We start from the raw sequence: 17219 nt of genomic DNA on the forward strand, positions 1-17219 counted from the left end.
GCAAAAAAAGTCAAAAATTTGCCCTTGAAAAAATTCGCGACAGCCACATTTTATCACTGTAGCCGCAGAACACGCCGCAAGGGTGTTGGGCTATATGGCATGAAGATCGGTCCATTATGGAAGGTCTTACACACTCGCTGATTTCAGGAGCTTTAACTATGCGTAATTTTGATCTCTCCCCGCTTTATCGTTCAGCTATCGGTTTTGACCGCCTGTTTAACCTGCTGGAAAACAACCCGAACCAGAGCAATAACGGTTACCCTCCGTACAACGTTGAATTAGTGGATGAAAACCACTACCGCATTGCTATCGCCGTGGCTGGTTTCGCTGAAAGTGAACTGGATATTACCGCCCAGGACAACCTGCTGGTGGTGAAAGGCTCCCACGCCGCTGAACAGAAAGAGCGCTCCTATCTCTACCAGGGCATCGCCGAGCGTAACTTCGAGCGTAAATTCCAGCTGGCAGAAAATATTCAAATCAAAGGCGCCAACCTGGTGAACGGCCTGCTCTATATCGAACTGGAGCGCGTCATCCCGGAAGAGAAAAAACCGCGCCGTATCGAAATTAACTAATTACGTCGGGTCGCTCGCGCGGCCCACTCCCGAAATGCTCGCCGACAGGGGGCATATGTGAGCCGAAAGCTCGCAGGTATTCACTCGCTTCTTTGAAGGAGAAACACAATGCGTAACTACGATTTATCCCCGCTTCTGCGTCAGTGGATTGGCTTCGACAAACTGGCAAACGCTCTGCAAACCACCAATGTCGATCAGCAGGCGTTCCCGCCCTACAACATCGAAAAGAGCGACGACAACCACTACCGCATTACCCTTGCGCTGGCCGGTTTCCGCCAGCAAGAGCTGGATATTCAACTGGAAAATGGTCGGCTGACCATTAAAGGCACGCCGGAAAAACCGGCCAACGAACCGAAATGGCTCCATCAGGGTCTGGTGATCCAGCCCTTTACCCTGAGCTTTACGCTGGCCGATTTTATGGAAGTTTCCGGCGCAACATTCGTGAACGGCCTGCTGCATATCGATCTGCTGCGTAATGTGCCCGAAAGCGCCGAACCGCAGCGCATTGCCATCAGCTCGCGCCCGGTGTTGAACAGCTAAAACCGCGCATAAAATCGCTAAGCCCTGCTTTCTGAGCAGGGCTTTTTTGTTTCTTTTGCAGGCTGGTATACACTGGAGCCATTGCGGCATTCAGGAGACGGCTATGCTTGGCGAAAAGCTTGAGATTGAAGGACTTATCGGCGTTGGGCGCGCGCAGCTAAGGCTTGAGCCTAACCAGCGGATTTATACCTTTATCGGCCCCAACGGCGTCGGTAAAACCAAAATGCTGGAAGCGCTGTTCCAGTTTATGTTTTTTAATAATGAGCTGGTGAAAAAATCCCTCGATTCTACCGATCAGGTTTTCTTCAAGTTCAAATCCGTCGCCACCAATCGCCCGGAACCTTATAAGGTTCAGCGGGAAAATAATGATTCTCCCCTATGGCAAATTGCCCGCGGTTATTTCCCCTCTTTGACCGCGAATACGTCCCCGGTTGTATTTCTTGGTGCCCAGGCGCGCGGAAAAATAGAGACTCAAACGAGCGTCACGAATACTTCGCTGGGCAACCTTGAGAACCGCAGAAAGTATTACTTCCAGACGCTGACCAGGCAGATGGAAGCGGATTTCGGCTCCATGAATATGTCAGCCAGTATTCAGGAGTGGTTTATTTCTATTGCGCGCTCTTCGAACCGCTGGCAGAAGAGTGAAGACAACCGCGAAGTTGAGATTTCGACGGTGCTGGGCCTGCTGCATGAAATCGATCAACGCATCGACCCGCACTTCCTGGAAATTAGCGGCGACGATCGGGTGAGCCTGAAAGTTGACGGGCAGGTGAGAGAAATCAGCCAGCTCAGCTCCGGTTTTACCTCCATCCTTAAACTGATTCAGGCGATTGTTTCCGGTTACGGCTATTTCACCAATGAAAGCAATATTCAGAAGGTGAAGGGCGTTGTCTTTATCGATGAGATAGAGAGCCACCTGCACCTATCCTGGCAGGCGAATATCGTGCCGTTGCTCAAGAAGCTGTTTCCCAATACGACGTTTTACATCACCACGCACTCCTCTGTTGTTCTCGCGCAGCTTAAAGAGGGTGAAGCGTATAACCTCTATCGCGACGGTGATGGCGTTGTGAAGACGAAAAAAATCGCCGCGCCGAACAAAGCCGCGCTGGCCGATATCCTGAAAGATGTATTCAGCGTTGATCTAAACCAGATGAAGCTTGAGAACAGCAGCGCCGACGAGCAGCAGGATGCGAAAGCGAACTTATTACGCTTGCTCAACCAGCAGGAGAAAGAGTAATGACACGGAAAATTTTGCTGGATACCAACCTTCTGATTGCGGCATTTGATAAAAGCGGCAGAACCTCCGCACAGATGAAAGCCTCCGCAATAGCGATGCTGGCTGAATTACTGGCTGACGATGAAGTGGCGCTGTTTATTACGCCGTTGATTCGCTATGAAGTATTGCGCGGCGTTAGCTGGTTAAATACAGCGGAATTTGATGAACTTCAGGCCACTCTGAATGGTTTTCCCGAGCTGGATATTACGCGTGATATCTCTGAGCTGTCGGCCAATCTGTTCCGTTTCGATAGCTGGCAGGCGGCGCAACCCGGTGCCGCAGCGCGTAACCTGGAGAAACGAAAGTTTGACGTTTTTCATTTCAGTAGCGCGCACTGCAACACTCTTGAGCTCTGCTCCAACGATTCCGATATCGGGCGCATCCGTCAGTTACATCAATCCTATGATTTAGCGGCCAGTAACCTCTGACAAACCTACTGCCTGATGGCGCTTCGCTTATCAGGCCTACGGCAAGATGCCATCTAAGGCATCGCGGTCACCCGGCACATAAGGCTCCGCATGCGGAGCCTTTTTATTCAGGCATGCACGCTCTGCAAAAAGCGCTGGCGCCAGGGCTTCAGCACAAAGAGGGCGAGCAGCGCGCAGAGAATATCCAGCGTGATTGCGCAGCCAAACACCAAGTTCCAGCTGCCGGTCTGTTGATAGAGCAGCGCCGCCAGCGGGCCGCCGAAGATCGAGCCTATGCCCTGCGAGATATAGAGCCAGCCATAATTTGAGGTGGCATGCTGCGTACCGAAGGTGTCAGTGAGGGTGGCTGGAAAGAGCGAGAAGATTTCGCCCCAGCCGAAAAAGACCACCCCGGAGAGCAACACAAACAGCAGCGGATCGTCTTTTCACAGCAGCCACAGCGCCATCGCGCACCCTTCCAGACCGAAGGCGACAAACATCATGTTTTCGCGCCCAATGCGATCCGAAATATAGCCGCACACCGGGCGCGTTAAACCATTCATAAACCGGTCAATGGTCATCGCCAGCGGCAGCGCCGCCATGCCGAGCACCGTGACGGCGGTAATACCGAAATCGTCGGCGAAAATTGCCATCTGCGAAGTGACCATCAGCCCGGAGGTGGACATCATAGTCATCATGACAAACATCAGCCAAAAGAGCGGCTTGCGCAGCATCTCTTTTGGCGCGAAGCTCTTCTCGCTCATCTTCAACTGGCTGCTCACCGGCTGCGCGCTGGCATGCTGCGGCGCGCGCAATCCCTGGCTGGCAATAAAACCGATAGCGGCCATCAGCAGGCCGAACTGCCACAGCGTGCTCTCCAGCCCTTTGGCGGCCAGCGATTGCGTCACTGGAAACGTGGTGAGGATCGCACCCATGCCGTAGCCTGCCGCCACCATCCCTGTGGCAAACCCACGTTTTTCGGGGAACCAGCGCACCATCAACCCAACCACGCCGATATAGACAATGCCGGTGCCAAGGCCGCCAATCACGCCGTAACAGAGATAGAGCCCCGTCAGGCTGCTGATGTTCGCCGTCAGCATCCAGCTTGCACCGCTCAGCACGGTACCAATGGCAATCAACCGGCGCGGGCCAAACTTATCAATCAGCTTGCCCTGAAAGGGGGAAAAGAAGGTTTGCAGAATAATCAGCAGTGAGAAGGTGAGCTGGATCTCCGCCAGCGGAACGCCCAGCTTGGCCATAAACGGCTTTGCCAGCAGCGCCCAGACATATTGCGGGCTGGAGATGGAGATCATGCACAGTAAGCCCAGCGCCAGTTGCACCCATTTCTTCGACGGGCTTGCTACCACTACGCTGGTTAAGGTTGTATTTGTCATTCTGCCACCCCTGTTGTTAACAAAAGTGGAGTTGTGCATTAACCATGCCATAACCTGCCAGCGCACGAATCCTCAGGAGAGAGTTAGCAGGCGCAGGGTTTTGCCTGCGGGTAAACGCCTCAGCTATGCGTTAATTGAGAGCAGCATCACATTATATGGTGCGCGGTTCGCCACATTAGAGGGCGCGAAAAGCCCTGCACTTTGTGCGCCATCGCCCATAAAACGACCCTCTTCTCTGCGAGAATTAGCCTAATCATCATGGAAAAGGATTGGATCATGAGTGAGATAGCATTAATGGTCAGCATGCTGGCGCTGGTGGCAGTGGTTGGGCTGTGGATCGGCAACATCAAAATACGCGGCATCGGCTTTGGCATTGGCGGCGTGCTGTTTGGCGGGATTATTGTCGGCCACATCGCCGATCGGCTGGGGATGACCTTAAGCGGGCCGATGCTGCTGTTCGTGCAGGAGTTCGGCCTGATCCTCTTCGTCTATACCATTGGCATCCAGGTCGGGCCGGGGTTCTTTGCCTCGCTGCGCGTCTCGGGGCTGCGCCTCAACCTCTTCGCCATATTGATTGTGCTGCTGGGCGGCCTGGTCACGGCGATCCTGCATAAACTCTTCGCCATTCCGCTGCCGGTGGTGCTCGGTATCTTCTCCGGCGCGGTAACCAACACGCCCGCCCTTGGCGCCGGGCAGCAGATCCTGCGCGATTTGGGCCTGCCCGCCGAACAGCTGGATGTAATGGGCACCAGCTATGCGATGGCCTACCCGTTCGGTATCTGCGGCATTCTGCTGAGCATGTGGCTGCTGCGGGTGCTGTTTCGCGTCAATGTGGATGAGGAGGCCCGCAAGCATGACGCCACGCTGAATAGCGGTGTCTCGCATATTCGCACCATTAATGTTCGGGTGGAAAACAGCAACCTCAACAATATGGCGATTCAGGATGTGCCGCTGCTCAACAGCGACAAAATCATCTGTTCACGGCTGAAACGGGACGAGCTGCTGATGGTGCCCTCGCCCACCACGGTAATTCAGGCGGGCGATCTGCTGCACCTGGTCGGCCTGCCGCGCGATCTGCATAACGCGCAGGTGGTGATTGGCAAAGAGGTTGAGACCTCCCTCTCGACGCGCGGCACCGATTTGCGCGTTGAGCGGGTGGTGGTGACCAATGAAAAAGTGCTGGGGAAAAAGATCCGCGACCTGCAAATGAAAGAGCGTTATGACGTGGTGATTTCGCGCCTCAATCGCGCCGGGGTGGAGCTGGTGGCCAGCTCTGACGCCAGCCTGCAGTTTGGCGATATCCTCAATCTGGTTGGCCGACCGGCGGCGATTGAGGCCGTAGCCAGCGAAGTGGGCAACGCGCAGCAGAAATTACAGCAGGTGCAGATGCTGCCGGTGTTTATCGGTATCGGTCTCGGCGTGCTGCTCGGCTCGGTGCCGCTGTTTATTCCCGGCTTTCCGGTGGCCTTAAAGCTTGGTCTGGCGGGCGGGCCGCTGATTATGGCGCTGATCCTCGGGCGCATCGGCACCATCGGCAAGCTCTACTGGTTTATGCCGCCGAGCGCCAACCTGGCGCTGCGTGAGCTCGGCATTGTGCTGTTTCTGGCGGTTGTTGGCTTGAAGTCCGGCGGTGATTTCTTTGCCACGCTAACTCACGGCGAAGGCGTGACGTGGATGTGTTACGGCATCTTTATTACCGCCATTCCGCTGCTGACCGTCGGCGTGCTGGCGCGGATGCTCGGCAACATGAACTACTTAACCCTCTGCGGTATGCTGGCCGGGTCGATGACCGATCCGCCGGCGCTGGCCTTCGCCAATAACCTGCATGCCACCAGCGGCGCGGCGGCGCTCTCCTATGCGACGGTCTATCCGCTGGTGATGTTTTTGCGCATTATTACCCCTCAACTCCTGGCGGTGCTATTTTGGGGGCTGGGCCAGGCGTTTTAGCCTGGGGAATGGCCTGCTTTATAAGGAGTGTTGATGAAAATCTCCCGCGTCGGCGAAGCGCCCGATTACCGCTTTTCGCTGGCCAATGAGCGTACCTTTCTGGCCTGGATCCGCACCGCGCTGGGCTTTCTCGCCGCGGGCGTCGGCCTCGATCAGCTGGCACCGCAGTTTGCCACGCCGCTGATCCGTGAAACGCTGGCGCTGCTGCTCTGCCTCTTCGCCGGAGCGCTGGCGCTGTATGGCTATCTGCGCTGGTTGCGTAATGAGAAAGCGATGCGCTTAAAAGAGGATCTGCCCTACACCCGCACGCTGCTGCTTATCAGTGTGGCGCTGGCGGCGGTCGCCGCAGTGGTGATGGTGCTGGTGTTCTATGCCGGATAGCCGCAGAGCGCGCCGTGCCGTCGATCCCGGTTTGCAGCCGGAGCGCACCTCGCTCGCCTGGCTGCGCACGCTGTTCGGTTACGGCGCGCTGATGGCGCTGGCGGTAAAGCATAACTGGCAGCAGTCGGGCACGCCGTTCTGGATCTCCCTTGCGCTGCTGGCGCTGGTGGCGGGCATTCTCTGGCGTTATACCCATCTGCGGCAGCGAATGGATGTGAACGCCGGTGACTTCGCGTTGCCCGGCAGCGTGCGAGACAAACTGCTTATCGCCCTTGGCGTCTTCTCCCTCGCCCTGCTGTTCGCCGTTACCCATATTCGGCAGTTATGGCTTCTGCTCTGAGTGCGGGAAAAATTTATTACGCTTTGCCGCTACGCGCGCTGAGCAAAAGCATGCTAAATACATGTAATCACCCCCGATTTTCGCAAGGTCAACCGTGCTAAAGCCACTGATTGCTGTTGTTATGTTGCTGGCGGCAACCGCTGTGTATGCCGCCGATACTCCGCTAACGGCGGCGCGTTACGCGCAGCAGTTGGGCGTTGGCATGGACGTTGACTGGGCGCGCACCGAGCGCGGCATTCGCGAATTTGACCCATTAGTGGTGCGTGATTTTTACAACGCCGGTATTCGCCATGTTCGTATTCGCGTGGCGGATAATATGACCGAAGCGCGGCTGATCCACCTGCGCAAGCTGGTCGAAGCCTGTGAAGCCTATGGCGTGACGCCGATCATCGCTTATCAGGCCGATGGTTTTAAAGCCGATCCCAACGCAAAAACCGAAGCGCAGCTGGTGGCCTGGTGGACGACGGTCGGGCAATTTTTTGGCAGCGATCATCCGACCCTCGGTTTTGATGTGATTTATGAACCCGCCGACAAACTGAACCGCGATCTGCCCGCGTTAAACCGTACTTATGACAATGTGGTGCGCACTCTGCATCAGATTGATGCCCAGCGTATGATCTTCATCGCCCCGCGATTGCGCGCCGCGCCTGAGGATCTCGCCTCGCTGCGGCTGCCTGCGCACAGCCAGAACTACCTGCTGGCGGAGTGGCATATCTTTCCGTGGGGGCCACTGAAAACTAGCGGCAAATATCCGTGGACCTCCGGTACGGCGGCAGAAAAAGCGGCGATCCGCGCCCGCATCGCTGCGGCGCTGCGCTGGCAGCAAAAAACCGGTCACGCCAGTTGGGTCGGTGGCTGGGCGGTGGGAGAGTCAATGAAAAACGCGCCGACCGCCTCGCAGATGGCCTTCGCCCGCTTTATGGCCTGCGAGCTGAATCGGGCGAAAATCCCGTATGCGATCAATGCCGATACGCAGTTTTATGATGGGGAAGAGGGCGCATGGCGGCCCGCGCCCGCGCCGCTGCTAAAAGAGATGATTACGCCAACCTGCGAAAAGCCCGACCAGAAGCCGGGCCATCATGAGGTTAAACCGCCTGTTCGTGGTGGCCAGGGCGCGACGCCAGCGGCAACCAGCACAACACAATCAGCAGCCCGGCCAGCGTCATCAGCATCCCAAGGCTAAACTGGCTGTTTTGCGGCAACTGCGCAGAGAGCCACGCCAGCCCGCCGGAGCCCATATTTTGCAGGCCGCCAATCAGCGCGCCCGCCGTACCGGCTAAGAAGGGGAATGGCTCCATTGCGCCGCTGGTCGCCAGCGGGAAGAGCATCCCGGCACCGAAGAAGAAGAGCGCGGCGGGCACCACTAAGGTCCAGATAGTCATCACGCCAAGGATACCGGGGATCCACATCAGGATGCCGGCCAGCAGGCAGCTTAACGACGCCTGCCACATCAGCGTAGTGAATCGCTTATTCTGCCGTCCGGCAAACCACGCGCCGAAAAACGCCGCCGGAATAGGCAGGATAAACAGCACGCTCACCATCATACTGTTCAGCCCCAGCACGCCGCCCATCAGCACGCCGGAGCAGGCCTCAAACACCGCAATGCCCGCCAGGCCGCCAATCAGCATCAGCAGATAACAGCTAAACGCGCCGTTACCGAGCAGGGTTTTATAGCTGGTGATCAGCCGCGAGCGCGGCGCATCCAGCGGGCGCGTTTCCGGCATCCAGCGCGCCATGCTGTAGGTGACAATCACACACAGCACCAGCAAGAAGATGAAGCAGGCGCGCCAGTTCACCAGCGTATTGAGCACGCCGCCAATCAGCGGTGCCAGCAGCGGGCTGACCAGAATACCCATATTTAACAAACTATTGGCATGACGAAGTTCGCTGCCCGCATAGAGATCGCGCGGCAGGGTGCGCGCCATTACGCCGCCGACGCCGGTGCCGACGCCCTGTAAGGCGCTGGCGAGGATCAGCACCAGTAAGCTGTTGGTGGTGATAGCGATAAGCGTCGCCAGCATAAAAATGGACATGCCCGCGAGGATCACCGGACGGCGTCCCACTCTGTCGGCCAGCGGACCGTAAAAGAGTTGCGAGATGCCATAGGTCAGCAAGTAGGCCGCCATTACGCTCTGCACCGCCCCTTTACTCACCGCCAGATCATGCGCCATATCGGCCATCGCCGGAATATAGATGGTTTGTGCCATCTGGCCGACTGCGACCAGAAGCACCAGCATCAATAACAAATTGACGTTTCTCTGCCTTTTCATATCGATGATTACTTTTCAAAAGTGAAGAATTATAGAATATATGGCTGCAATGCAGCCCAGGTTGCGGAGGAATCTACCACAAGGCGCGGGATGAGCCACCAGGGGGCTCAGTAATTGGCAAAGGGTGCCAGGCAGGATTTCTAAACAATTATCGGCAACTTTTGTTGCCAGAATGATCTACGAGAGGCGCAGCAGGATCGCCCCGGCGGCAATACCGCAGGCGGCAACAACGCGCACGCCCGCCACGCGCTCTTTGAGCACAAAGCAGGCTAACAGCGCGCCAAAGAGTATCGAGGTTTCACGCAGCGCAGCCACCACCGCCAGCGGCGCTTGCGTCATCGCCCATAGCGCCAGGCCGTAGGAGCCGAGCGTACCGATGCCGCCCGGCAGGCCCGATTTCCAGTTCGCCACCAGATAACGGGAAACCGCGTGGCGGCGCGCCACCATCGCCCACAGCAGCAGGCAGAAACCGTTGAGGAAGAAGGTCCAGAGGGTGTAACCGAGCGCCGTGCCGGAGAGGCGAACACCTGTCCCGTCGACCAGCGTATAGCTGGCGATAAAACAGGCGTTGAGCAGCGCCAGCCAGATCCCGGTGCGCGACTGGCTGCGCCCGTTAAAGGCCATGCCGAGAATCGACAGGCAGATCACCGCAATCCCGCCCCACGCCAGCGCGCTTAGCGCATCACCGAGAAACAGCACGCTGACTAACGCCACCAGCAGCGGCGCGGTGCCGCGCATCAGCGGGTAGGTCTGGCTCATCTCTGAGACCTGATAGGTTTTAGCGACCAGCACGGTATAAACCACCTGCAGGGCGCAGGAGAGGGCGAGGTAGGGCGCGCTGGCAAGCGCAGGCTGGGGAGAGAAAGGGAGCAATATCAGCGCAATTAGCGCGGCAAATCCGCTCACGGCAATGGCGGCGTAAAGCTTGTCGCTGCCCGCTTTGACGATGGCGTTCCAGCTGGCGTGGAGCAGCGCGGCGAAGAGCAGAATGCAGAAAACCGAAAGCGTCATGGCGACCTGCGCACGGGAAATGTCACCAAAATGTAACATGACCGGCGCAAGGCGCGCCAGAACGCGAATGTGAAAGAGGGGCGGTTGCCCGCCCCCCTTTGGTGCGACTTGAACCTGAGTTAACGAACAAACTTCAGGACTGCTTCAAGTAGTTGCAACAAGGCAACAATGAGTTTCAGGATCAGGATAACCATCTCCGTCTGGCCCATACGCATCTCCTCAGGTAAAGGAGCACCGGCTGACTTACCTTTCCGCTGCCTGTTATCAGCCGTGTTGTTGGCGTAACGCAGTGTGCTCTCAAGGGGTTAAGGCGCTGACGGCACCACCCGTTTCAGCCAGGACTTAGCGCGCCGTAGTTGCGGCCCCCACACAGATGCGCAACATCAGTATATGCGAGTACTGTATTTATATACAGTAATTATTGGTTTTTTTTACGCCATTGAACCATACTTAATGCGGATGATTATGTGTAAAAATTGCACAGCCAGATGATATAGCGTATAGTTCCGCTGTTGACGTAACGCAGTGTGCTTGCGGTCACCAGCCGCAAAAAGCTGCAAAAAAAACCTCGCTCCGGCGGGGTTTTTTGTTTTCATTTCGGCAATAAGAAATGTGATCAATGGCCCACTTTGCTGCCGGTGCGTAAAAAGCAGTTGTCGGCGAATGATTCCTGTGTTTGTATAAATCTCGTTAATGACATAAAAATTGTTCACACAACAACAGGTCCCCCATGAACGCTGCCACTAAACCGATGAACCTACTAAAAACCGCGCACAACGCCGCGGTGGTCGTCGTGCGTGTGGTGGTGGTCGTCGGCAATGCGCCGTAGGGTCCGGAACAACACACGATTCCAAAACCCCGCCGGCGCAAACCGGGCGGGGTTTCTTGTTTTATCCCTCCCGGAAAGTCGGCCCAGAATAAGAAGGACTGGAGCATGGCAAGTTCGGAAAGCACTCCTCAATCCACGCGCTACACCGGCGCGCAGCTGATTGTTCATTTACTGGAACGACAGGGCATCACCACCGTTACCGGCATTCCGGGCGGCACCGTGCTGCCGCTGTACGATGCCCTGAGCCAGAGTACGCAGATTCGCCACGTGCTGGCCCGCCACGAACAGGGCGCCGGTTTTATCGCTCAGGGAATGGCGCGCACGCAGGGTAAACCGGCGGTCTGTCTCGCCTGTAGCGGGCCGGGTGCGACGAACCTGGTTACCGCCATTGCCGACGCGCGCCTCGACTCCATCCCGCTGGTCTGCATTACCGGCCAGGTGCCCGCCTCAATGATCGGCACCGATGCGTTTCAGGAAGTGGACACTTACGGCATCTCTATCCCCATCACTAAACACAACTATCTGGTCCGCGACATTGCCGAACTGCCGCAGGTGATCAGCGATGCGTTTCGCATTGCGCAGTCCGGCCGTCCAGGCCCGGTGTGGATAGATATTCCTAAAGATGTGCAGACTGCGGAGATCACCTTAAGCGAGCTTCCGGAACCGGGCGTTAAAGCCCCGGCTCCGGCGTGGAATGCGCATGACGTTCGTGCCGCAGCGGAGATGATCAACGCCGCGCAGCGCCCGGTGCTCTACCTGGGCGGCGGGGTGATCAATGCGCCGCAGCAAATTCGCCTGCTGGCGGAGAAAGCCAGCCTGCCGACTACCATGACGCTGATGGCGCTCGGTATGCTGCCGAAACACCACCCGCTCTCCCTCGGCATGCTCGGCATGCACGGCGCGCGCAGCACCAACTTCATTCTGCAAGAGGCGGATCTGCTGATTGTGCTGGGCGCGCGTTTTGATGACCGGGCGATTGGCAAGACCGAGCAGTTCTGTCCGAATGCCAAAATCATTCATGTTGATATCGACCGCGCTGAGCTGGGGAAAGTGAAGCAGGCACATGTCGCGATCCAGGGCGATGTCGGCGAAGTATTGGATGTATTGATCCCGCAGATTGAGGCGAGCGCGCGCCACGCCTGGCGCAACACCGTCGAGCAGCTGCAAGCGGAGTTCCCTTCCTCCATTGCGCAGAACAGCGATCCCTTAAGCCACTACGGGCTGATTAACGCGGTGGCCGCCTGCGTTGATGATGAGGCGATTATCACCACCGACGTCGGGCAGCATCAGATGTGGACGGCGCAGGCCTATCCGTTCAATCGCCCGCGCCAGTGGCTCACCTCCGGCGGCCTCGGCACCATGGGCTTTGGCCTGCCGACGGCGATCGGCGCGGCGCTGGCGAACCCGGAGCGGAAGGTGATCTGCTTCTCCGGCGACGGCAGCCTGATGATGAATATTCAGGAGATGGCGACGGCGGCGGAAAACAATCTCGATGTCAAAATCATCCTGATGAATAACGAGGCGCTGGGGCTGGTGCATCAGCAGCAGAGTCTGTTCTACAAATCCGGCGTCTTTGCCGCGACCTATCCGGGCATGGTTAACTTTGTGCAGATTGCCGCCGGGTTTGGCCTGCATACCTGCGATTTAAACGCCGCCGCCGATCCGCAGGCCGCGTTGCAGGAGATTATTGACCGCCCAGGGCCTGCGCTGGTGCATGTGCGTATCGATCCACAACAGAAAGTCTATCCGATGGTGCCGCCGGGCGCGGCGAATACAGAAATGGTGGGGGAATAAGCCATGCAGAGCAATGATAACGTCATTCTTGAACTCACCGTGCGTAACCATCCGGGCGTAATGACCCACGTCTGCGGGCTATTTGCCCGCCGGGCATTCAACGTGGAGGGCATTCTCTGCCTGCCGCTACAAAACGGCGAGCAGAGCCGCATCTGGCTTCAGGTCGCCAACGATCAGCGGCTGGAGCAAATGATAAGCCAAATCGACAAGCTGGAAGATGTGGTGCAGATCATCCGTCACCAGAGCGATCCCGGCGTGTTCAACAAATTGGGGCTCTTTTTCGAGTAAGCGCTAAATTGGCACGCCGCCCGTAAAGGCGGCGCGCCTGTGCCCTACTTTTTGCGCGGCAGCGGGGTGCTGAGGTAGTAGCGCGACTTCTTATTGGTTCTCACGCCGACGACCACAAGTACCACGACGAACAGAATGTAACCGATATAAGACATTACTCATCCTCCAGTATGCCAAGCTTGTCCAGTAATTCCACCTGCCACTCGGGCGCGCGTTTTCTATCCCGCTTCGCCAGGAAGCGAACCACTAAAAAGTTGACGTAGCGCGATTCGAAGAACTGCTGCATTTTTTGGTAGTGCTCGTCCGGCCAAAGCTCGATGGCGTAGTTGATCCAGCGGATAAACAGCCAGACATTTTTACGCATACCGCCGCGTTGATTGAGCACGCCAAACGCGTAGAGATAGGCGATATAGGCCAGCTTCTCCTCTTCAACGCGCGACTCAAGCAGCACCTCCGCACACACTTTTTCCACCGCCAGCCGCTGATGCTCCACATCGCGCGACCAGAAGAGCGCACAGGCATAATCATAATGCGCCAGCGCGTGTCCGCGGCGGGTCGCCTCCTCTAACAGCTTCAGGCGCTCTGGCTGGGCCTCTCTTCCGTGCTGCGCTTCCATAATGCGGCTTTTGCGGAACAGTGCTTCCGGCGAGCGGTTCTGGCAGGCGCGATCAAGCGCTACGGCCGCCGACTCTGCGGATGGCGTAATCAGCAAATTGGTCGCCGCAACCGGTGCCAGGCCACTGTGAATATCGCTTAACAGCAGCAGGGCGGGGATCACGTCATGTTCGGCGAGCAGTGTTAAAAAGCCCTGCGCCTGCGCTTTCTGCTGGAAGAAGCAGAGACGGTTGAGCAGCACGTTCAGCTTGTCCGGCCCGATGCGATCGTCCGTCTGCTTCAGGCGCGCAAGCCACGGCTCTGCCGGACCAGGAAGATGCACACCCTCCAGCGTCTGCAAACGCAGATAGGCGCTCAGCAGCAGTTCGGTGTCGTTTTCGCAGCGCGCACCGGTCAGCGCGATATAGCGCGGGAACAGCCCCTTCTCATCTTGCAGCGCGTACTCTTTATGGCACAGCACCGACAGCAGCCAGAAGAGCAATGCCCCTTCCTGGGCAAACAGCAGCCGGACTGAGCCGTGGTTGAGCATAAACTCAATGCTCTCATAAATGCGCCGCGCGAAGAGCGGGCTATGGGCGTAGAAGGTGTAATCGTCGTCCAGCAGGAAATGGACGTAGGTATCCAGGCAGGTGAGGTGCAGCGCCGCCTTATCTTCCGGCTCCATCGGCAGGGCCAGCATCTGCTGGAACTCCTCATCGAACGCGCCGATCGCTTTGCCGCTGTGCTTATCGGGCCAGTACTCGGGGTTGCCGAGCTTATCCAGCCACTTCACGCTGTAGAGTTTGTTGCGCTTAAGCTCCGGCAGCACGGTGCAGTAGTTGCTGGCTAAAAAGTTGTCGATGGCGACATGTTCATCATCGCCGTACCAGCGCGGATAGAGGTAATAGATAAACTGCTCGCGCACCGGCATGCTTTGCGGGTCGCACTCCAGCGCGCGGTTGAGCCAGTAAAGCGGCGGCATCTCCGCTTCCTGCTCGTCGGCCACGGGCAGACCGGTGTAAATCGGCTCACTGGAGAGCGGTAAACCGCCTTTTTCGCGGGCAAAGGCCAGCGCCGCGTCTGAATAGGCGCTCAGGTCGAGCGCTATCGGCTGATGCGGCTCCTCGAACCACGCGGGTTGGTTAAAGTGCCCGCTCGCCGTCAGCAGTAGGTAATAGAGAAAAGGCGTCTGGTTATTCAGGGAGATCGCCTTCGCCGCCCAGTAAAAGAGCAGATCGCTACTGATGCGGGCGCGGCTCCACTGGGTGGCCGTCACCCGGTCAGCGTAGTGGCCGCCGCGCGCTTCGCCAGCGATGTTAAGCCAGCGCTGGGCCAGCATCGCACAGGGATAATGGGCCTGCGGCTGCTGCTGATGCCAGGCGGTCAGCAGTTCGACGATCTTCTCTTCGCTATACAACTGCGAGGTAAAGAGAAAGGTGTACTGGCTGATGATGGGAAAAAACGCATCATCGCGATCCTGCTGCCAGCGGGACTCGGCAGCCGCATAGTAACGGGTAAGGGCTTCAAACTCCCCGGCGTGCATCAAATCGCGCAGCTGCTGGCGGACGGAAAAAATCTCATCCAGTGAAATCATGGTGCCTCATAAGGGAGATGTGAGAAAAATGTTGCCCATTGTCCCGAAAAAAGCTGGCAGGAACAAACCCCTGATTTAGGTGTTTGAGCGCACTTAGCGCTGTTAGTCGACGCCGATTTGCCCGTATGATGAGCCTCTTTTCGCTGCGGGAGAACGTATGATCTGGTTGATGTTGGCCACGCTGGTGGTGGTCTTTGTGATTGGTTTTCGGGTATTAACCTCCGATTCCCGCCGTGCGATCCGCCGTCTTACCGACCGGCTTAATATTCAACCCGTGCCGGTGGAGTCGATGATTGATCAGATGGGCAAAACCGCGGGCAATGAATTTCTGCGCTATTTAGCGCGTCCCGATGAAGCGCACCTGCAAAACGCGGCACAGTTGCTGCTGATCTGGCAGGTGGCGATTGTGGATAGCGGCGAGCAAAATTTTCACTACTGGCACCGCCTGATGCAGAAAGCACGGCTTGCGGCACCGATCACCGACGCGCAATTACGCCTGGCGCTTGGCTTTCTGCGTGAAATCGATCCGGATAAAGCCGAACTGAGCAATTTCCAGATGCGCTACAACGCGCTCTTCGCGCCGCAAGAGGGCGTCTACTGGCTGCACTGAGGGCGACGCTGAAGAGTTGCCGAATTGTTAATTGCGTCACACTTTATGAATGTTACACTGCGCGACTTTCACGTTTAACAATTAAGCAGGTAATCAATGAGTGAGCAAAGTATGGCGCAATCTTCAGCCGATCCGGTCACGCGGCCGAACTGGTCCGCCGTTTTCGCCGTGGCCTTCTGTGTAGCATGCTTGATCACCGTTGAGTTTCTGCCGGTCAGCCTGCTGACGCCGATGGCGCTGGATCTGGGCGTTTCCGAAGGGCTTGCCGGGCAAACCGTCACCGTGACGGCTTTTGTGGCGATGTTCGCCAGCCTGTTTATTACCAGCATCATCCGTACAACTGACCGCCGCTATGTGGTGTTCGCCTTTGCGCTGCTGCTTACCCTCTCCTGCCTGCTGGTCTCGTTTGCCACCAGTTTTACCCTGCTGTTAGTCGGGCGCGCCTGCCTCGGGCTGGCGCTCGGCGGTTTCTGGGCGATGTCCGCCTCGCTGACCATGCGTTTAGTGCCGATGCGCACGGTGCCGAAAGCGCTGTCGGTCATCTTTGGCGCGGTGTCGATTGCGCTGGTGATTGCCGCGCCGCTGGGCAGTTTTCTTGGTGGGATTATCGGCTGGCGTAACGTCTTTAACGGCGCAGCGCTGATGGGCGTGGCCTGCATTATCTGGGTGTGGATGGCGCTGCCGTCGCTGCCTGGGCAGACCGAGCAGCACCAGAATATGTTTGGCCTGCTGAAACGCCCCGGCGTTGCGGCGGGAATGCTGGCGATTTTCATGGTCTTCGCCGGCCAGTTCTCCTTCTTTACCTACATTCGCCCGGTCTATACGACCCTCGCCGGTTTCAGCGTCGATGGGCTGACGCTGGTGCTGCTCAGTTTTGGTATCGCCAGTTTCGTCGGCACCTCGTTCTCGTCAGTGGTGATGAAGCGCTCAGTGAAAATGACGCTGGCCCTTGCGCCGCTGACGCTGGCGATAAGCGCGCTGGTGCTGATTTTGTGGGGCAGCGATAAAGTGGTGGCGGCGGGGATCGCCATTGTCTGGGGGCTGGGCTTCGCCCTGATTCCGGTGGGCTGGTCAACGTGGATCACCCGCACTCTGGCCGATCAGGCAGAGAAAGCCGGTTCGATCCAGGTGGCGGTTATTCAATTGGCGAATACCTGCGGCGCGGCGATTGGCGGCTTCGCCCTCGATCATTACGGCCTGCTCTCGCCGTTGATGCTCTCCGGCGGCCTGATGCTGCTCACCGCGCTGCTGGTGGCGGCAAAAGTGAAGGTCAGAGCCTGAATCTCAAAATGCCGGGTGGCGCTTCGCTTACCCGGCCTACAATTCGCGTAGGCCCGATAAGGCGTAGCCGCCATCGGGCATTATGCCGGGT

General features: G+C 57.5%; 17 protein-coding genes, 1 pseudogene and 1 other annotated feature. Of the genes and pseudogenes, 13 read left to right on the top strand and 5 right to left on the bottom strand.

Going from position 1 to position 17219, the window contains the following annotated elements; translation table 11 throughout:
* Positions 1–93 precede the first annotated feature (93 nt).
* Positions 94–165, top strand: a sequence feature (ROSE (Repression Of Heat Shock gene Expression) occurs in the 5'-region of heat shock genes and acts as an RNA thermometer to modulate expression.).
* The 4 genes from ibpA (at position 159) to ACWPW2_RS14640 (ending at position 2816) form a co-directional block, all read left to right on the top strand.
* Positions 159–572 carry a small heat shock chaperone IbpA gene (gene ibpA / locus ACWPW2_RS14625; RefSeq protein ID WP_042715112.1) on the top strand — a complete coding sequence of 138 codons (414 nt, stop codon included), beginning with the start codon at positions 159–161 and terminating at the stop codon, positions 570–572. (Overlaps the previous feature by 7 nt.)
* A 108-nt stretch (positions 573–680) precedes the next feature.
* Positions 681–1112 carry a small heat shock chaperone IbpB gene (gene ibpB / locus ACWPW2_RS14630; protein WP_454123820.1) on the top strand — a complete coding sequence of 144 codons (432 nt, stop codon included), beginning with the start codon at positions 681–683 and terminating at the stop codon, positions 1110–1112.
* Positions 1113–1215: 103 nt separating this feature from the next.
* Entirely contained in the window at positions 1216–2349 is a 1134-nt protein-coding gene (locus ACWPW2_RS14635) for an AAA family ATPase (protein WP_454123822.1), read from the top strand.
* Positions 2349–2816 carry a PIN domain-containing protein gene (locus ACWPW2_RS14640; protein WP_454123824.1) on the top strand — a complete coding sequence of 156 codons (468 nt, stop codon included), beginning with the start codon at positions 2349–2351 and terminating at the stop codon, positions 2814–2816. The genes ACWPW2_RS14635 and ACWPW2_RS14640 overlap by 1 nt, the downstream gene beginning before the upstream one ends.
* 107 nt (positions 2817–2923) lie before the next feature.
* Here the strand turns inward: ACWPW2_RS14640 and oxlT are convergent.
* Positions 2924–4189: pseudogene (gene oxlT, locus ACWPW2_RS14645) on the bottom strand (oxalate/formate MFS antiporter).
* Positions 4190–4465: 276 nt separating this feature from the next.
* Between oxlT and ACWPW2_RS14650 the strand changes: the two are divergent.
* The 4 genes from ACWPW2_RS14650 (at position 4466) to ACWPW2_RS14665 (ending at position 8040) form a co-directional block, all read left to right on the top strand.
* Entirely contained in the window at positions 4466–6136 is a 1671-nt protein-coding gene (locus ACWPW2_RS14650; protein ID WP_454123826.1) for a putative transporter, read from the top strand.
* 33 nt (positions 6137–6169) lie between these two features.
* Entirely contained in the window at positions 6170–6517 is a 348-nt protein-coding gene (locus ACWPW2_RS14655) for a YidH family protein (protein ID WP_042715102.1), read from the top strand.
* Positions 6507–6857, top strand: coding sequence for a DUF202 domain-containing protein (locus ACWPW2_RS14660; RefSeq protein WP_042715099.1), 351 nt, complete (start codon positions 6507–6509; stop codon positions 6855–6857). The genes ACWPW2_RS14655 and ACWPW2_RS14660 overlap by 11 nt, the downstream gene beginning before the upstream one ends.
* Before the next feature lie 94 nt (positions 6858–6951).
* On the top strand, positions 6952–8040 hold the full coding sequence (locus ACWPW2_RS14665; RefSeq protein ID WP_454123828.1) for a cellulase family glycosylhydrolase: 1089 nt from the start codon (positions 6952–6954) through the stop codon (positions 8038–8040).
* Here ACWPW2_RS14665 and emrD read toward each other — a convergent pair.
* The 3 genes from emrD to tisB all read right to left on the bottom strand — a co-directional run bounded on the left by emrD (position 7943) and on the right by tisB (position 10353).
* Positions 7943–9127, bottom strand: a complete 1185-nt coding sequence (gene emrD, locus ACWPW2_RS14670; RefSeq protein ID WP_139567958.1) for a multidrug efflux MFS transporter EmrD — start codon at positions 9125–9127, stop codon at positions 7943–7945. The genes ACWPW2_RS14665 and emrD overlap by 98 nt on opposite strands.
* A gap of 177 nt (positions 9128–9304) precedes the next feature.
* Positions 9305–10138 carry an EamA family transporter gene (locus ACWPW2_RS14675; RefSeq protein ID WP_454125228.1) on the bottom strand — a complete coding sequence of 278 codons (834 nt, stop codon included), beginning with the start codon at positions 10136–10138 and terminating at the stop codon, positions 9305–9307.
* Positions 10139–10257: 119 nt separating this feature from the next.
* Positions 10258–10353 (bottom strand): type I toxin-antitoxin system toxin TisB, encoded by a 96-nt coding sequence (gene tisB / locus ACWPW2_RS14680; protein WP_076769296.1) that lies wholly within the window; start codon positions 10351–10353, stop codon positions 10258–10260.
* A gap of 515 nt (positions 10354–10868) precedes the next feature.
* Here tisB and ivbL point away from each other — a divergent pair.
* From ivbL to ilvN, 3 genes are all read left to right on the top strand, one after another.
* Positions 10869–10967 carry an ilvB operon leader peptide IvbL gene (gene ivbL / locus ACWPW2_RS14685; protein WP_124966939.1) on the top strand — a complete coding sequence of 33 codons (99 nt, stop codon included), beginning with the start codon at positions 10869–10871 and terminating at the stop codon, positions 10965–10967.
* A 105-nt stretch (positions 10968–11072) separates the two neighbouring features.
* Positions 11073–12761, top strand: coding sequence for an acetolactate synthase large subunit (gene ilvB, locus ACWPW2_RS14690; protein ID WP_124966940.1), 1689 nt, complete (start codon positions 11073–11075; stop codon positions 12759–12761).
* 3 nt (positions 12762–12764) lie between these two features.
* A complete protein-coding gene (gene ilvN, locus ACWPW2_RS14695) occupies positions 12765–13049 on the top strand; it encodes an acetolactate synthase small subunit (RefSeq protein WP_454123832.1) in 285 nt (94 codons plus the stop codon).
* Between the two features lie 154 nt (positions 13050–13203).
* Here ilvN and ACWPW2_RS14700 read toward each other — a convergent pair whose 3' ends face one another.
* Positions 13204–15237, bottom strand: coding sequence for a DUF4034 domain-containing protein (locus ACWPW2_RS14700; protein WP_454123834.1), 2034 nt, complete (start codon positions 15235–15237; stop codon positions 13204–13206).
* A 157-nt stretch (positions 15238–15394) separates the two neighbouring features.
* Here ACWPW2_RS14700 and ACWPW2_RS14705 point away from each other — a divergent pair, with 157 nt between their 5' ends.
* Both ACWPW2_RS14705 and nepI read left to right on the top strand, forming a co-directional pair.
* Positions 15395–15847: a DUF1198 domain-containing protein gene (locus ACWPW2_RS14705; RefSeq protein ID WP_124966942.1), complete on the top strand. Its 453-nt coding sequence runs from the start codon at positions 15395–15397 to the stop codon at positions 15845–15847.
* A 96-nt stretch (positions 15848–15943) separates the two neighbouring features.
* Positions 15944–17128, top strand: a complete 1185-nt coding sequence (gene nepI, locus ACWPW2_RS14710; RefSeq protein ID WP_042715086.1) for a purine ribonucleoside efflux pump NepI — start codon at positions 15944–15946, stop codon at positions 17126–17128.
* Positions 17129–17219: the final 91 nt, after the last annotated feature.

The organism is Kosakonia sp. Marseille-Q7440, assembly GCF_965119485.1.

Excerpts from the sequence above, each read along its gene's own strand:
- ibpA (WP_042715112.1), top strand. The coding sequence starts at position 159 with ATGCGTAATTTTGATCTCTCCCCGCTTTATCGTTCAGCTATCGGTTTT.
- ibpB (WP_454123820.1), top strand. The coding sequence starts at position 681 with ATGCGTAACTACGATTTATCCCCGCTTCTGCGTCAGTGGATTGGCTTC.
- ACWPW2_RS14635 (WP_454123822.1), top strand. The coding sequence starts at position 1,216 with ATGCTTGGCGAAAAGCTTGAGATTGAAGGACTTATCGGCGTTGGGCGC.
- ACWPW2_RS14640 (WP_454123824.1), top strand. The coding sequence starts at position 2,349 with ATGACACGGAAAATTTTGCTGGATACCAACCTTCTGATTGCGGCATTT.
- ACWPW2_RS14650 (WP_454123826.1), top strand. The coding sequence starts at position 4,466 with ATGAGTGAGATAGCATTAATGGTCAGCATGCTGGCGCTGGTGGCAGTG.
- ACWPW2_RS14655 (WP_042715102.1), top strand. The coding sequence starts at position 6,170 with ATGAAAATCTCCCGCGTCGGCGAAGCGCCCGATTACCGCTTTTCGCTG.
- ACWPW2_RS14660 (WP_042715099.1), top strand. The coding sequence starts at position 6,507 with ATGCCGGATAGCCGCAGAGCGCGCCGTGCCGTCGATCCCGGTTTGCAG.
- emrD (WP_139567958.1), bottom strand. The coding sequence starts at position 9,127 with ATGAAAAGGCAGAGAAACGTCAATTTGTTATTGATGCTGGTGCTTCTG.
- ACWPW2_RS14675 (WP_454125228.1), bottom strand. The coding sequence starts at position 10,138 with ATGACGCTTTCGGTTTTCTGCATTCTGCTCTTCGCCGCGCTGCTCCAC.
- tisB (WP_076769296.1), bottom strand. The coding sequence starts at position 10,353 with ATGCGTATGGGCCAGACGGAGATGGTTATCCTGATCCTGAAACTCATT.
- ivbL (WP_124966939.1), top strand. The coding sequence starts at position 10,869 with ATGAACGCTGCCACTAAACCGATGAACCTACTAAAAACCGCGCACAAC.
- ilvB (WP_124966940.1), top strand. The coding sequence starts at position 11,073 with ATGGCAAGTTCGGAAAGCACTCCTCAATCCACGCGCTACACCGGCGCG.
- ilvN (WP_454123832.1), top strand. The coding sequence starts at position 12,765 with ATGCAGAGCAATGATAACGTCATTCTTGAACTCACCGTGCGTAACCAT.
- ACWPW2_RS14700 (WP_454123834.1), bottom strand. The coding sequence starts at position 15,237 with ATGATTTCACTGGATGAGATTTTTTCCGTCCGCCAGCAGCTGCGCGAT.
- ACWPW2_RS14705 (WP_124966942.1), top strand. The coding sequence starts at position 15,395 with ATGATCTGGTTGATGTTGGCCACGCTGGTGGTGGTCTTTGTGATTGGT.
- nepI (WP_042715086.1), top strand. The coding sequence starts at position 15,944 with ATGAGTGAGCAAAGTATGGCGCAATCTTCAGCCGATCCGGTCACGCGG.